Annotated in this window: 14 protein-coding genes and 2 pseudogenes; 10 read left to right on the top strand and 6 right to left on the bottom strand. The window is 43.6% G+C overall.

Annotated elements, in window-relative coordinates:
* Positions 1 to 34: 34 nt before the first annotated feature.
* The 6 genes and pseudogenes from C6Y40_RS15495 to C6Y40_RS15470 form a co-directional block, all read right to left on the bottom strand.
* Positions 35 to 796 (bottom strand): IS5 family transposase, encoded by a 762-nt coding sequence (locus C6Y40_RS15495; protein WP_105932999.1) that lies wholly within the window; start codon positions 794 to 796, stop codon positions 35 to 37.
* Between the two features lie 68 nt (positions 797 to 864).
* Complete coding sequence (locus tag C6Y40_RS15490; protein WP_105935356.1) at positions 865 to 1,155, bottom strand: beta-1,6-N-acetylglucosaminyltransferase; 291 nt, start codon at positions 1,153 to 1,155, stop codon at positions 865 to 867.
* 1 nt (position 1,156) lies between these two features.
* On the bottom strand, positions 1,157 to 2,158 hold the full coding sequence (locus C6Y40_RS15485; protein WP_105935355.1) for a hypothetical protein: 1,002 nt from the start codon (positions 2,156 to 2,158) through the stop codon (positions 1,157 to 1,159).
* A gap of 47 nt (positions 2,159 to 2,205) precedes the next feature.
* Entirely contained in the window at positions 2,206 to 3,456 is a 1,251-nt protein-coding gene (locus C6Y40_RS15480; protein ID WP_105935354.1) for a glycosyltransferase family 4 protein, read from the bottom strand.
* A gap of 21 nt (positions 3,457 to 3,477) precedes the next feature.
* Positions 3,478 to 5,898: a glycosyltransferase family 2 protein gene (locus C6Y40_RS15475; protein WP_170308514.1), complete on the bottom strand. Its 2,421-nt coding sequence runs from the start codon at positions 5,896 to 5,898 to the stop codon at positions 3,478 to 3,480.
* Between the two features lie 249 nt (positions 5,899 to 6,147).
* Positions 6,148 to 7,269: pseudogene (locus C6Y40_RS15470) on the bottom strand (ISAs1 family transposase).
* Between the two features lie 371 nt (positions 7,270 to 7,640).
* On the opposite strand from C6Y40_RS15470, the gene rfbA reads away from it, so the two are divergent.
* The 10 genes and pseudogenes from rfbA to C6Y40_RS15420 all read left to right on the top strand — a co-directional run.
* A complete protein-coding gene (gene rfbA, locus C6Y40_RS15465) occupies positions 7,641 to 8,519 on the top strand; it encodes a glucose-1-phosphate thymidylyltransferase RfbA (protein WP_105935352.1) in 879 nt (292 codons plus the stop codon).
* A 350-nt stretch (positions 8,520 to 8,869) separates the two neighbouring features.
* The gene (gene rfbC, locus C6Y40_RS15460; protein ID WP_105935351.1) at positions 8,870 to 9,415 is read left to right on the top strand and encodes a dTDP-4-dehydrorhamnose 3,5-epimerase; all 546 of its coding nucleotides are present in this window, start codon (positions 8,870 to 8,872) and stop codon (positions 9,413 to 9,415) included.
* A gap of 9 nt (positions 9,416 to 9,424) precedes the next feature.
* Entirely contained in the window at positions 9,425 to 10,279 is an 855-nt protein-coding gene (rfbD, locus tag C6Y40_RS15455) for a dTDP-4-dehydrorhamnose reductase (RefSeq protein WP_105935350.1), read from the top strand.
* A gap of 22 nt (positions 10,280 to 10,301) precedes the next feature.
* Positions 10,302 to 11,390, top strand: coding sequence for a dTDP-glucose 4,6-dehydratase (gene rfbB / locus C6Y40_RS15450; RefSeq protein WP_105935349.1), 1,089 nt, complete (start codon positions 10,302 to 10,304; stop codon positions 11,388 to 11,390).
* 511 nt (positions 11,391 to 11,901) lie between these two features.
* Positions 11,902 to 12,243 carry a helix-turn-helix domain-containing protein gene (locus C6Y40_RS15445; RefSeq protein WP_164464632.1) on the top strand — a complete coding sequence of 114 codons (342 nt, stop codon included), beginning with the start codon at positions 11,902 to 11,904 and terminating at the stop codon, positions 12,241 to 12,243.
* On the top strand, positions 12,236 to 12,589 hold the full coding sequence (locus C6Y40_RS15440; RefSeq protein WP_105935347.1) for a HipA N-terminal domain-containing protein: 354 nt from the start codon (positions 12,236 to 12,238) through the stop codon (positions 12,587 to 12,589). The genes C6Y40_RS15445 and C6Y40_RS15440 overlap by 8 nt, the downstream gene beginning before the upstream one ends.
* Positions 12,586 to 13,596 (top strand): HipA domain-containing protein, encoded by a 1,011-nt coding sequence (locus tag C6Y40_RS15435; protein WP_105935346.1) that lies wholly within the window; start codon positions 12,586 to 12,588, stop codon positions 13,594 to 13,596. Before C6Y40_RS15440 ends, C6Y40_RS15435 begins: the two co-directional genes overlap by 4 nt.
* A 343-nt stretch (positions 13,597 to 13,939) precedes the next feature.
* A pseudogene (locus C6Y40_RS25265) lies at positions 13,940 to 14,434 on the top strand (transposase); the annotation flags it as partial.
* A gap of 193 nt (positions 14,435 to 14,627) precedes the next feature.
* Positions 14,628 to 14,870 carry a type II toxin -antitoxin system TacA 1-like antitoxin gene (locus C6Y40_RS15425; RefSeq protein ID WP_105934092.1) on the top strand — a complete coding sequence of 81 codons (243 nt, stop codon included), beginning with the start codon at positions 14,628 to 14,630 and terminating at the stop codon, positions 14,868 to 14,870.
* A 10-nt stretch (positions 14,871 to 14,880) separates the two neighbouring features.
* Positions 14,881 to 15,095, top strand: a 215-nt coding sequence (locus C6Y40_RS15420) for a type II toxin-antitoxin system RelE/ParE family toxin (protein WP_170308439.1), incomplete at its 3' end; no start/stop codon positions are given.

Here is a 15,095-nt window from a genome sequence, read left to right as displayed (position 1 = left end):
TAGGGCGTGTTGATCTTTTCTGTACATATTTTGCTCAACAATACATCGGCAGCCACATTAACATAAATGCCAGCGATACCATGCTGGCATAATTTCGCTCTAACTTATCGTATCTAGTTGAAATAGCTCGATATTGCTTAATTCTTGCAAATGCATTTTCAACCAAATGTCGGTATTTGTATAAGCACCAATCCATGCTTTTTTTATCAATATCTTGACCGTAATTCCGTGTAGCAATCACTGGTGTTCCACCGTGGTCACGAACAAAACAGCGGAATTGTTCGCTATCATAGCCTTTATCACAAACGACAGTGTTCACTTCATCAAGCTGTTCAACCAAACTATTCGCATGAACAACATCGTGGCGTTGACCTTCTGATAAGTCGAAACAAATCGGTAATCCTCCACTATCTACAGCTAAGTGAATTTTGGTTGAATTACCCCCACGACTTTTGCCTATTTGCTCTGAGCTTTCAGTTGCTGCTCCTGTGCTATGTTGATGTGCTCGAACTATCGAGCCATCAAGAAAGACCCACTCAAAATCAGCCATGCTAGATAAGCTTTTGAAAAGGTTATCTAAAATCCCTTTCTTTGACCAAAGATTAAATCGTCTGTATACGGTACTCCACTCTCCGAATTCAGAGGGCAGATCTCGCCAAGGAATACCAGTTCTCATTCGATAAAGTATTCCTTCAAATGTCATTCGATGTTCAGTTTTATCGTAAATACGGCCTGTACTTTTCATAACTTGAAGTAGCAGTTCCCATCGAATATCAGTTAGTATTGTTCTTGGCATGGTATTGGTTATGGTTTTACTTTTGGCGAAGCAAATTATAACCCTTTACCATGCTGTTTAAAAATTACTCACGAAAGATCAACACGCCCTAGTAACACGAGTCGTTCTACATTTGTTCGTTTTACTCCTGCTTTTAAAAGTGCCAACGTGGCTTCAACCATGCTAAAGCCCCCCCAATAAACAGGGTGCCTTTCGATAATCAACTGTAGATTTGGGCACGTGTTTAATTGATTGATGATTTCAGTATCAGCTCTTTTATCTAAATGAACCAAAACAATACTGTTTGGCGATTTTAATTTGTTTGCTAACGCAATAACTTGATGTGGATTGTTATGTGCTAAAATCAGATACGCAATCATGCTAAAACTTCTTAGTTAGCTCTAATAAAACTTGTAATATCTCTTCACTTGATATTTCAGCAGGCTCTGCCCATTCATCACTTACCTTTATTTTATTATTTTCAAATAGACGGCCATCTGGGCGATCCAGATAAACTCTTGCTAAATTTTCATTACTCTCTTTATACCGTTGTAAAATTTCATCCGATCTCTGGGGTGATATCAGGGGGGTATTGTTATCATTGACGAGTTGTGCAATTTTGTTGAGCTTTTGATATCTGTAAGGAATGAGGTTGACGCTATTAAGTTCGTTAACTTTTCTTGCGAGTGACAGCATTTTGGGTGACCAAGAGATATTGTCGTCATTAACCAACATGTTAAAATCATTATTAATAGTAAAACCTGCTGCATCTGCAAACGATTCTAACAAGCCATCAGGCATTTGTTCTTTTTCAAACACCTTGATACTAATCGCTTGTCTGCCAAACTGTTCCGCCCAACACTCAGCAATATAAAAATAATTATAAAACCAATGTTCCTGTAGCCTCATCTCATAGGCTTCATCGATTGTTAGCTTGCCACCTGCTTTTATATGAGTGCTGTACCAAGAGCTAAAATATGAATCCTGTCTACGTACATAAAAAAGAATTTCTACTTTTATATCTTTTCCCAGCCACTCAATGGTTTCCTTTAATTGAGTAATACCTGCCTTACGGAGTCTTGAACTAAAATGCTCTGCGCTAATCAAAACCGTTACATTTTTATGGCTATCAAAAATGTCTTTAACCGGCTGCCACTCTTGCCTAATATCATATTTTTCACCGGGCGCAAACTCTAACTTCGCACCGTTGTTATCAATAGGGTGAAATGGTGCGATCAGAGAAAAGTGAGCAAAATCACAAAATCCAACTTTAGGGTAGTATATATTCTGTTCTCGTAACAAAGTTCTATTGTTGTTACAAAAGTGCTGAATTGTGGTGGTACCGGTTTTTTCAGAACCAATATGTAAGATAAGTTTTTTCAATTGAGCCTCTTGTTAATTCTGTCGATGTACTCGGGGTAATTTCTGTTTTAATTGTAATTTTTAAAAAAAGAGAAATGCTCTTTTGTACACTCTGTATAGCTAATAGGCTTTTTGATGTTCTGACGGCACCCATCCCACAATATGTCTGACTTTGCTGCCAGTAACATTTTGCTGGCTAAATCTGTTGGGTTGCGTGCACTAAAATGTAGGCCATCTATACCGTCTTTCACTTTCTCTGCCATACCGCCAATATTCGAAACTATGAGTGGGCGACCGGCAGTAAAGGCTTCCTGAATAACCATCGGCGAATTTTCCCACCAAATAGACGGCACTACAACCCAGTCTATTTCTTGCATTTTAGCCAGTTGCTCTTCGGGTCGGTAAGGGCCTACCCAGCGTAGTGAGCCTTCTTTGATGAATTTTCTAGCAAGTTTTTTCACTTTTTCCTGGAATTCACCTGTTTGAGCCTCTAAATTTGCGCCATGAATTTCTACAGTCAATTCTGACCGCTCTTCCTTCGTCATAGAGCGTAACGCTTCGAGCAATACGTCGATGCCCTTGTAGGGGTTTACCTGGCCAAAATAGGCAAAGCGATTGCGTTTTCCACCTTCTTGTAGCTTTCGGGGCGGCAGTGGAGCAATATCTCGTTGGCCATTTTCGATCATGATGATTTTATTTTCGTCGATACCCCAATCGATATAGCGTTGACGTAAAAACTCCGAAGGTGAAATAAAACCTTCCACTAAGTCAAAGTGTTGCTTAATAAAATGCTTACGTAGCCAAAAGTCTTCAGCAGTATTCTCCGGGAAACACATTCTGCATTCATCCAGTGACTCACTGCTGCACAGTTTGTGCCCTTCGCCGGTTTTTACCATTTGACCGTTATGTTTACAAATGGCCATGTATTCATGCAGGGTGAAAAATATGCGAATAGTCGGATCGACTTTTTTAATCACACGGATGAACTCAATACCCATATGCGCGTAATGGTGCATGTGAACAATGGTAGGCTTCAACGCTTTAATTAAATCGGCAAACCACGTGGTGAGTGAGTCCTGATTGACGGCTTTAAATTTGTGCCAGTCGTGAATTGCCTGTTCCCATAAATATTCATTATCACGGCGTTTGCGGATTTGCCCCGTAGGGCCGCGGCCACGATCAGCGCGCGCTAAAAACCAGGTCTCTTCAACCTCTGGGTGCTCTTTGTAAGCATTAAACAGATTGTAAGCAGCAATTTCAGCGCCGCCTAAACTAAAGTCGGGGTGACCATGGGATATGACGAGAATACGTTCTTTCATTATTAATTCCGTTTGTACTTCTTATACAGATTCAGCGAGCAGTTCGCCCCAACGAGTTTGATGGCGTGTAGCATTGTAAATAACAACTTTAGTTCTAAAGTCATCACTGCCGGTTAAGCTAAAGCTTTGACGTTCCAGATGCGTTAAATTTACCGTTGGCAAATAGGCACAGTATTTACCTTTTGAACGCAGTTTTAAGCACAAGTCAGAATCTTCAAAATCACCAATTAAGTACCCCGTGTCCCAGCCATCTATCGCATCAAAGTCTTCGCGTGCAATTAACATGCATGCACCAGTAACGGCTGGTAGGTATGTTAGCTTCTGATTCGCATCTAACTCTGGGGCTAACCCCATTTGCGGATGGTGATTAATCCAGATGCTTAAATCGGTACGGTACTTAAACTCAATGCCTGCATGTTGTAATGAGCCATCTGCAAACAGTAGTCGTGGGGCAATAACACCAATCTCGGGGTTAGCTTGTAAGGTACTTAGCATTTCTTCTAACCAGCCGGTATGGTTAGGGAATACATCGCTATTTAAAAACAACAAGTGACTGCCTGTGGCGTATTCTGCGCCTAAATTATTAGCACCTGAGAATCCTCTGTTTGCTGAGCCATATACGGTTTTAAATGGGATGCCATACAAGCGCGAAATAAACTCGGCTTGCTCGGCTACATTCGCCTCAATTCGAGGATCGTCGATAACATAAATCAGTTCGCATTGCTGAGAGATAAAGGGATCTTTCTCAAAACAAAGCATTTGATTTTCGATAAAATCGATCCGGCCATAAAGCGGTATAATAATGCTTACTTCAGGGGCATGAACTGGCTCACCATACTGCAACACATTATGTTTAAGGTTTTGCTGCAATATCCGTTGAGTAGTAATAGCCTTATCGATGATCGGTATATCAAGCTCTATAAAACGTTTGGCCAATTGTTGTTTAGGCGTAGTAATTCCAAACATCCAGTTTGCTATATTGACTGGATTGTAGCCAATAGGTTCTATTGTCTGACTACCTAAAATATGTACGCCAAGTCTGGACAAACATTTTAGTGTTATAGTTCCAGAGGATGCGCAGTTAGGTAATCGCATTACGAAGCCAAATTCGTTGGATTGAAGTTCAAACTCTGATTGCATGAATGCTTGATAAACGTCAGGTCGAGCAATATGAAATACGCGCCTATCATTATCAAAAAACCAAATGTTATCGGCTTCATCTTCAGCCCAGATAACGGGGGAACCTTCTTTGATTAGCCATCCAAGCAAAACTCCGTCTTCGCCATTCGAGAAATTAACCGCAAGCTCCACATGCGATTTAATAAATGCTGGAGGTTGATTTACAGTTTTGAGCTTTCTTGTCCAATTCAACCAGTTATTATTAAAACTTTCGTTTTTACTCTGAAGTAATTTTCTTGCGATATCACAAAGCGCTGAACTCTCAAAACGTTCAAGAGACGCTTGTGGCGATATCGGCTTTGGTTTTTCCTTACTCGTATCCATCCCTTCGAAAAACTCAAGATTCTCCTCTATACCGTCAGTTATAAAGTGAATAAACGGCGGTATATTTAATCCTTCTAACTCAGGATTCAGCTCCAAATATTTCTCACAGGAAAACCATGGGCAAGGATCTAAATTGACAGTTCGACTTGCTGTAATAAAATGTTCTACGGCTGATTCGTTTTCGGCTAATTGATATCTCGTGCGATAAAATGCTTCATCAAGCTCCTTGTCTAGTAACTTGCGTATTATCTTATGCCAGTCCTCAGATGCTTTAAACTTAGAGGGTTTATATGGCCTGTTTTCCTTTTGCCCGTAATTGATATAATGAAAGAAAGGATTAACTTTTAACTTCTGAACATCAGGGTTTAGCTTAAGGTAGGCTTTGATAGAAAACCAGTCACACGGGTCATAACCAAATTTCCAGCCTTTTGTTATGAAATGTTCGATAGCAGAGAGTTCACCTATATCAAAATTGTCTTCGTAAAACTTTGCATCAAAGTTTTCTTCTATTATTCTTTCGATATACTTTTCATCCGAATCGAGAATAGAGTCTTCCTCTTTTGAGTCTTCCTCTTTTGAGTCTTCCTTGAATACGGGACTCGTTTGTTCAACGAGCGCACTGTCCAAAATAGCAGGATTCACCTTTCGCGCTGAGACAGCTATTACTCTGTTCTCGTCCTTACCAGAAGACAGATAATGAAAAAAAGGTTCAACATTATGCGTGGCAACATCTTCGTTCTGAGCAAGATAGTGGCTAACACTGAACCAATCACAAGGGTCGAAACCATCTCTCCAACCCTCCTCAACATAGTGCTGCAAGGCTAGGCTTTTGTCGTCAAGTTCAACTTGTGATAGGTAAAACTCTTTATCAAAAAACGATTGGATAGCTAGCATTATTTGCTGCACTTCTGGAGATGGGGTGGTTGTCTTTTGTTTCACTACTATGTCCATATTTTTCTTTAGTCTGTGTTGCAAACCCAGACTTTTTGCGTTTGATAAGTCATCGACTTGTAGTCAATTTACAGATGCTAATGCTCAGCGCCTTAATTTACCATTAATGCCACTGTGTGGGTAGTGCGGGTAAATTAATTCCCTAAACGGAGGGCTGTGCATCATCCCACAGGATTACCTTTATTTCTATTCGCATCCTCCTTAGTCTTCTACTCAGGGTAACCGCATGAGTGCTCACTAATCAACCATGCCACTAAAACCCACAGTTAGCACAGCTTCCAGATAGCTGGCTTTCATCCAAGCCCGTTTTTGCTTAGCAGGTATGCTGCCTTTTGATGACTCTGCACGCAACATGTTTAGCGCTAGATGGCGTAGCATCGACCAGTTTTCGGCAGCGTGATTCTGGTGTATCTGGCGGTCGTCTTCACCCATGCTGACATCCAGTACCCAATGCGAGCTGTTTTCTACAGTCCAGTGAGAGCGTACTGCTTCGGCTAGTTGCTTCTCACTTAATGACGCGGAGCTGATATGGTAGCGATACGTCAGTTCAGGTACTTTGCCTTGTTGTTGGCGGAAGCTCATGCTCATGCCAAGCGTTTTTAACTCAGGCCATTGCGGGAACGCTTTGCTCACGTCATCAGCACTTAACACATGGTATGTTCGTGCTTCTATGCGACCCCGCTTTTGCTCGAAGGTTAAGCCACCAAGTGGTGCTCTGCGTATTTCAGTAAATACATCCTCGACTGCTTTACAGAGCTTGCCCTGGTTGCTTTTGAGCGTGAACAGGTAATCACCACCTTGCTCGACTATTTGCTCTGCGATGCTGGTTTGGCAGCCCATAGCGTCAATCGATACTAAGGTGTCCTGAACATCTAGTAACTGAATAAGTTCGGGGATCGCTGTAATTTCGTTCGACTTCTCTGAGGTTTTAACCTGACCTAAAACGACTTTATTGGCGCAGGCAAACGCGTTAACCATGTGTATCGTTGATTGGCGGTCACCGCGCTGGTTGCAGCTTCGCAGCGTTTTACCGTCAATCGCAATCAATTGCCCTTCAGTGCTTTCATGTACAGCCTGCTTCCAGTTGATAAAACAAGCTCTGAACTGCTCTGGGTCGATACGCGAAATGGTACGGGCAATGGTGTCATCAACGGGGACGCCATCGCGCAAGTAACCATGCTGTTGAAACTAGTCAATGTGGCCGTCGGCATAATCACTGATCTCGCTCCAGCCCTCGGCTCCAGCGACAACACCACACAAGGTGATAAACAAAATATCCTCAAGCGGATAGGTTGCTTTCGCTGATTGACGCGTGTCAGATAATTCACCAAAGTGTGTGGTAAAAGCTTCGATATACATGGCTTTGCTCCCCCGAAAAGAGAGTATATGATCACGACTAAACCGGATCGTCAAACTGATCGTTGGATTTCCCGTAATTTGATTAAGAAATGTTCACGATCTTGCTCTGGGTAAGGGTTGAGCCTGAACGCGGTAACCCTGAAATAAAAAAGTGTTTTTTGTTCATAGTTAATGATTTATTAGTACCTTTACTGAACAAGAGCTTAGTGTATTTTGAGGGCGGTCTGAACTTTTTTCATCAATCAACGCGCAGGCTAAGTAAAATAAACCATAGGGTATTGGAATTTTGTATTCGAAATACTATTGAGTTTTACTTATACTGTTCGCGCTTATTGAATTAGGTATAAATTTGCAAAGGAGTAGAGTAGTAGATGAGAAAAGGAATAATACTAGCGGGTGGTTCAGGAACCAGGCTCCACCCCCTTACCAAAGTCGTAAGTAAACAGCTCATGCCTGTTTACGATAAACCAATGATTTATTATCCGCTCTCTACCCTGATGATGTCTGGGATCAGGGATATCCTAATCATCACTACGCCTGAAGAACAATCTCGCTTTATTGAGCTATTGGGTGATGGAAGTGCCTGGGGGCTCAACCTTCAGTATGCGGCTCAACCGTCGCCGGATGGTCTTGCCCAGGCATTTCTTATTGGTGAAGATTTTATTGGTAACAATAGTTGTTCCTTAGTGCTTGGTGATAACATCTACTATGGCCACGATCTGCGGGTTTCATTAAAAAATGCTTATGGGCAAACACAAGGTGCTACGGTATTTGGCTATCACGTTAATGATCCCGAGCGCTACGGTGTAGTGGATTTCGATGACGACTGGAATGCGTTATCCATCGAAGAAAAACCAGCAGTTGCAAAGTCTAATTATGCAGTAACTGGCCTCTATTATTATGACAACCGCGTTGTCGATTTCGCCAAAGAAGTAAAACCTTCCCCGCGAGGCGAGCTAGAAATTACCGATCTGAACAATATGTACCTGCAGGATGGCTCTTTAAAAGTGGAGCTGATGGGGCGTGGCTCTGCGTGGTTGGATACCGGTACGCTTGATAGTTTGCTGGATGCAGCAAATTTTGTTGCGGCGATAGAGAAACGCCAAGGGCTAAAAATTTGTTGCCCCGAAGAAGTGGCGTTTCGCATGGGTTACATTGATGCAGAGCAGTTAGAAAAGCTGGCCGCCCCCCTGGTGAAAAGTGGTTATGGCAGTTATCTGCTAAAAGTCATTGGTGATCGGGTTAAGTAACTCGCTTCGCGAATTATCCCGACAGATATATGCCCATCCCGGCAGTTATATTGTCATCCCGGCCTTGAGCCGGGATCACCATAACAGTCTGGTGAAGCGGTAGCGAAGAATTGATTGGGAGATCCCGGATAAGTGCTTCGCCCTTTCCGGGATGACGGGAATAAAGTTAGTCATCCCGGCCTTGAGCCGGGATCATCATAACAGTCTGGTGAAGCGGCAGCGAAGAATTAATTGGGAGATCCCGGATAAGTGCTACGCCTTCCCCGGATGACGGCGTACAATTAGGAAGTCCCGGATAAGACCGGTACTCTCTCCGGGATGACAGAATAAAGATAGGAAAAGAATTAACCATGCAAGTAATTAAAACCGACATCCCGGATGTCAAAATTATCGAACCACGTGTATTTGGTGATGAGCGTGGTTTTTTTATGGAAACCTTTCGCACTGATTGGTTTAAAGCTGAATGTGCCGACGTCGATTTTGTGCAAGACAATCACTCTAAATCTAAACAAGGGATTTTGCGCGGCTTGCATTATCAGTTAGAGCAAACTCAGGGCAAGCTGGTCCGCGTAGTGTCTGGCGAAGTGTTCGACGTTGCCGTGGATATGCGTAAAGACTCTGAAACTTTTGGTAAATGGGTAGGAGTATATCTTTCTGCCGAAAACAAACGCCAGTTATGGGTGCCTGCTGGTTTCGCGCATGGTTTTTATGTCACCAGTGAATCAGCAGAATTTGTTTATAAGTGTACGGATTACTACCATCCGGAATCCGAAATATCGGTGAAATATGACGATCCAACCATTGGTATTGAGTGGCCGCTGGTGAATGGCGAAGCGCCGTCTTTATCGGGCAAGGATGAAGCCGGTACGGCTTTTGTTGATGCGCCGGCGTTTTAGGATATTACCATGAAAAAATTAGTGGTTATCGGCAAAAGCGGTCAGCTGGCCTGGGAGATTGCCCGACTGGTACCGGAGGCAATGTGCCTCGGCCGGGAAGATATTGATATCACCTCAAGCGAAGATATTGCCGCCAAGCTGGATAAGATTAACCCTGATGCAGTGATCAATGCCTCAGCCTATACCGCCGTGGATAAAGCTGAGTCAGATGAAGAAAATGCTTATCTGCTTAATCAAACAGCGGTAGCCAACCTGGCGCAATATTGCAAAAGCAATAATGTGTTTTTTGTGCATGTATCTACCGACTATGTATTCAACGGCGAAAAAGGCTCACCCTACACGGTAGATGATGCCATCGAGCCGCAGGGCATGTACGGTATAACCAAAGCGGCGGGTGAGGCCGAAGTGACTTCGATTCTTCCAGCAGCAAGTGCCATCCTGCGTACTTCCTGGGTATATTCCAGCCATGGCAATAACTTTGTAAAAACCATGCTTCGCCTGATGGCAGAGAAGCCTCAGCTAGGCGTGATTGACGATCAAATTGGCAGCCCTACCTGGGCCAAAGGCCTGGCGCGTGCCTGCGTGGAAGCCGCTTCTCATCGCACAGCAGGCGTATATCACTGGTCTGATGAAGGCGTATGCAGTTGGTATGATTTTGCCATAGCCATTCAGCAATTAGGGCTGGAAAAAGGCTTACTGCAACAGGCCGTGCCGGTAAAACCCATTCCGAGCAGCGCTTATCCCACCCCGGCAAAGCGCCCCCATTACAGCGTATTGGATAAAACCCTAACGCGAGAGACTTTTACTTCACCCCTTAACCATTGGCGCGAACAGTTAAGCGCTATGATGGATGAGTTAGTGTAAGCGCAGCAGAGAACTTAATAGCATGACAACAGCAAAAACCATTATTGTAACCGGCGGCGCGGGCTTTATAGGCTCGGCGGTAGTGCGCCATTTGATTAACGATACCAATCATAACGTAGTGAACCTCGATAAGCTGACTTATGCCGGGAATTTAGAGTCGCTTAAAGAAGTTGACTCAAGTGAGCGTTATCACTTTGAAAAAGTAGATATTTGCGATGGTGCAGAAGTAAAACGCGTTCTGGAGACGTATCAACCGGATATCATTATGCATCTGGCGGCCGAGAGCCACGTCGATCGTTCAATTGACGGCCCCGGTGAATTTATTCAAACAAACGTAGTGGGTACTTACGTACTGCTTGAGCAGGCCCGTGCTTACTATGCTCAATTAAATGAAGACAAGAAAGCGGGGTTCCGTTTCCACCATATTTCCACCGACGAAGTATACGGCGACCTGCCACACCCGGATGAAGTGGCTACAGGTACCGATCTACCGCTGTTCACCGAGGAAACATCTTACGAACCAAGCTCGCCATATTCAGCCTCGAAAGCGGCATCGGATCATCTGGTTCGCGCCTGGTTGCGTACCTTCAAGTTGCCCACGGTAGTCACAAACTGTTCTAACAACTATGGCCCTTACCATTTCCCGGAAAAGCTTATTCCGCTGATGATCTTAAACGCGCTGGCAGGCAAGCCTCTGCCTGTGTATGGCAAAGGCAACCAAATTCGTGACTGGTTATATGTTGAAGATCACGCCAGGGCGCTGGTGGTGGTGGCTACCCAAGGCGACATTGGCGAAACCTATAACATCGGTGGTCACAACGAAAAACAAAACATCGAAGTGGTGCACACCATTTGTGACATCCTCGATGCAGTAAAACCCAAGGCCGAAGGCAGCTACCGCGATCTCATCACCAGCGTAGCTGATCGCCCCGGCCATGATATGCGCTATGCTATTGATGCCAGCAAAATTCAAAAAGAGTTAGGCTGGACACCCCGGGAAACGTTTGAGAGCGGCATTAAGAAAACCGTGGAATGGTATTTAAATAACACCGCCTGGTGGCAAGCCGTATTAGACGGTAGCTATCAGGGTGAGCGGTTAGGCACTGCTTAAATAATCGTCGTTTAACTCGATATTTAACGTAAATAACAGGGGGCAAGTTGCCCCCTTTGTGCTATTTGGGGATATCCCGCCTTGCGTATAACAAGCGCCGGCAATGCGGTAAGTATTTGCAAGTCTAATCCAATACACCTTCTCCACACCTCTATTGTCAGTATTCGCGTCTATTATCTTCCGTTTTATCGTTGCCGTTGAGTTACCACAGTAAATGAACAACTGCGTTTGGCAACAAAGGAATAGCTAAAAATAAATCTATGGATGAGCCTTACTGGCGTATGAGACTGTTCACTTTTACTAAGCTGTTACTATTTTATTGTGATGTCAGGGTTATATTATTCACATTTTCCTTATTTGTGATGATTTTTTGTGGTTGGTCACTCTTTATTGTTATTTTTTAATAGTTAAGTTTTATAATCACTATTAATGGTGATTTTCTGTCTTTACTTCGCATTAAATGGTGACTATATTGTATTTTACTTTATATAATCACTTTTTAAGGTTGTTTATGAGCGCTTCAGAGAATAACGAGCTGTTACATCAGGCTTTATCTGCTCACCAGCAAAGCCTTTCCGCCGCTACATCAACGCTGGAAAGGCAATTGAAGATGGCCATGAACTCAAGTGAAGTAGCGGGGAACCTCAACCAGTTTAATTACGTCCTTGATGATTACCTTCGGCAACACCAAATGGATTTGAGTACCCTGGCCATGCTGGCGGGCGTGTCCAAAAATACCATGACCCGTCTTAAAAAATCGGTTGAGTCTTGCAGAATCGACACGTTAAATGCCGTACTGAATGTTATGGGCATGGAAATAGTGATAGCCAGAAAGGCTCAAACCGATGAGTGAAATAAATCGCCAGGGGGCCATCTATGCCAATAACCTGCTGGCGGGTTATCTCACAGAACTTACCGCTAATGGTAAAGTACGGTATACCTATCAGTATGTCTTGGAGTATCTTGGTAGCGGTGTGCCCATAGGCCACCAGTTTCCATTGCAAGCCGACGCTTTTCTATTTGATGCGTTTCCCTCATTTTTTGAAAACCTGCTAAGTGAAGGGTGGATAAAAATGTATCAAACAACCAATACCCGGTTAGACAAACGTGATGAATTTGGCTTGCTACTGCATAATGGCCGGGTATTGATTGGGGCACTATCTGTGGTGAATATGGAAAAGGAATTCGTGAGATTATGACTGCTCAGCTAGGCCAAATATCACTTAAAGGCGGAGTTGCACCATACTCGCCGACGTTTCTGAAGAAGATGTTTACGTTAACCCGCCTGCCCGCAGAGGGGATAAGAGTTAAAGGGGACCAGGCATTATTTAATCGTGCCGCGCCGCGCTATTTGGATGGTCAATCTATCTCGGGTGTCCAGAAAAAATTATTCATGGATCTAGAAGGCAATTACCTTGTACCGGTAAAAGGTCATGGCCGGTATATTGTTAAACCTGCCCCCGACCATCTGCCCCATCTGCCGGAAAACGAACATGCCATCATGCAATTGGCCAGACTTTGCAAATTTAATGTAGCAGATAACGCCCTGGTGCCTTTTGAAGACGGTGAACTGTGTTATGTGACCCGTCGGTTTGATTTGCGCGACGATGGACGTCGGTTGTTCGTTGAAGACGCCGCAAGTTTGTGTAACGTCCACTCATCGAATAAAGGCAGTGACAACCTTTCTTATGAAGGTGTGCTGAAAAAATTATATGAAGCCAGTGGGCGAAATATGGCGATAATATTCAACGGTGTCAGGCAGGTGTTATTCGCCTACCTGGTAGGCAACAACGATCTCCATTGTAAAAATTTGTCGATGTACCGACACCCGGATGATGCGACTGTCAGGATGCGGGATTTTACGCCTGTGTATGATGTAGTGTCGGTAGCACCCTATCAGGATTACTATAACGAGGATTTAACGCTTTGTGTTTTGGCGAGTGAGTTAAATGCCGTGTTTAGTCCGTCGTATGAAGCCGTTGGTCATTATTGTATGGAATGTTTTGTGCGTTTGGCAATGAATCTTGGAATGCACAAAGCGGCGGCACAGAAGCTAGTGGCTCAACTCTGCAACGATGTCGCCCGCTATTTTCAGCCGTTGCTCGCGGCTTCTTCGAGTCCGGATAAAACGGTTATCGAACAGCATATCAAAGCAAAGCTGGCTCGCTTTGCCCCGGATATCGCTGGGCTAAAATCAGTTAAGTGATGTAATTGTAGCGCGGTACTGTGTGTTTTTAGGCAGGCTCGTAAAGAAAATGGTTCATTGTTACTCGATCTTTCTCTCTTACTGTGGGGATATTTCTTTAAAGGCCATAAAACAGTGGATAGCATCAGGTGCAGCCTATTTTCTAAAGGATCAGCGGAGCATCCGGATTTTATCCTTATCCCACTTCAAAAGAACATTTGTACGTAACCGGCCGGGTTTAACTGAGTTATATTCCTTTTCTTTTACATCCAGAAAACCATTTGGGTTAATTTCTGCAATTGGTTGTAGCAGATCGGTATTGTCAAAAAAGTAAACTCTATGGCATTGATTCGCCATGTCAGATCGCCTGATAGCGAGTTGGCCTCCAGGTAAATCAGAGCCAACCTATTGGGCGACGAACTTGCCGCGAGAGCAATACGCAGTAAAAGCAGTCTTACAATTATACAGCTAGCGCTGGCAGATAGAATTACTCTTCAAGGAGTGGAAACTCTACTGCAGTTTACGTAAGTTCAATACTCGGAATACGGGCTTGATGGAGGGACTGATATGGCAGTTTGCTGGCATTATTGGTGAAACGGCGTATTAGGTTTAGTATTCAACGTCTGATGGGCCCGATATATCGAGCTTCATGGTCGCGAAAAATACGCAAAGCTGGTTTTATCTATTAATGGAGTCGATACTCCATGACGCTTAATCTGAATTTATACAAGCGTGGAATTTGGCAGTAAATTATCTATCAGGATGTGCCAATCGGGCACATCCTGCCAGAGATAGGAAAACCGGGCGCTTGAAGCATGGCTTGGTCTCGGTTAATCCTTTATGTCCAACCTATGAATAATCGTTATTCGAATAACTGTATTAAGGTTATCCAGTACGGCCTTTTTTATTGCTTGTTCGCCTGTACTGCAAGCAATTTTTCTAATGTGACATTAGTCAGCCGCTAAACAACATTTGTGCAAAATTGACAAATTGTTGTAAATCCCATTATGATGAAATCAGAGCATTTATCATCAAATGCTTAGGAGGTATTTATGCGATTATCGATAGAAATCACGCCTGAGCAGCATCAGAACTTAAAAGCCGCAGCTGCCTTACAAGGCAAGAGTATCAAAAGCTATGTGCTTGAACGGGCACTACCTAATGCAGACGAGCAAGCCGCCTTACAAAAGCTTGAGGCGTATCTAGCGCCGCGTGTTGCCGCCGCTAAAGCAGGTAAAATTTCGAGCAAGTCTGTCGATGACATTTTTGATGAAGAAATAGCGAAAGCCAAATAAAATAATGCCCTTGTATGACATTACGGATGATGCTGAAGCCGATATTCGCGAGATTGTTGGCTATACCCTTGAGAACTGGGGCGTTGCACAAACAAACATCTATAGAAAAGCCATAAAAGACACTTTTGAGCTTATCGGGCGCAAAAGTGTCGTAATTCGTAAATTTTCAGATACGTTTCCTGATTTACTCGTCACAAAATGCCAGCATCACTATATCTTTTATCT

The organism is Marisediminitalea alba, from assembly GCF_002993365.1.
Taxonomy (GTDB): Bacteria; Pseudomonadota; Gammaproteobacteria; order Enterobacterales; family Alteromonadaceae; genus Alteromonas; species Alteromonas alba.
Note: the sequence above shows the minus strand (reverse complement) of the source record. Positions and strands in the feature narration are given on the sequence as shown.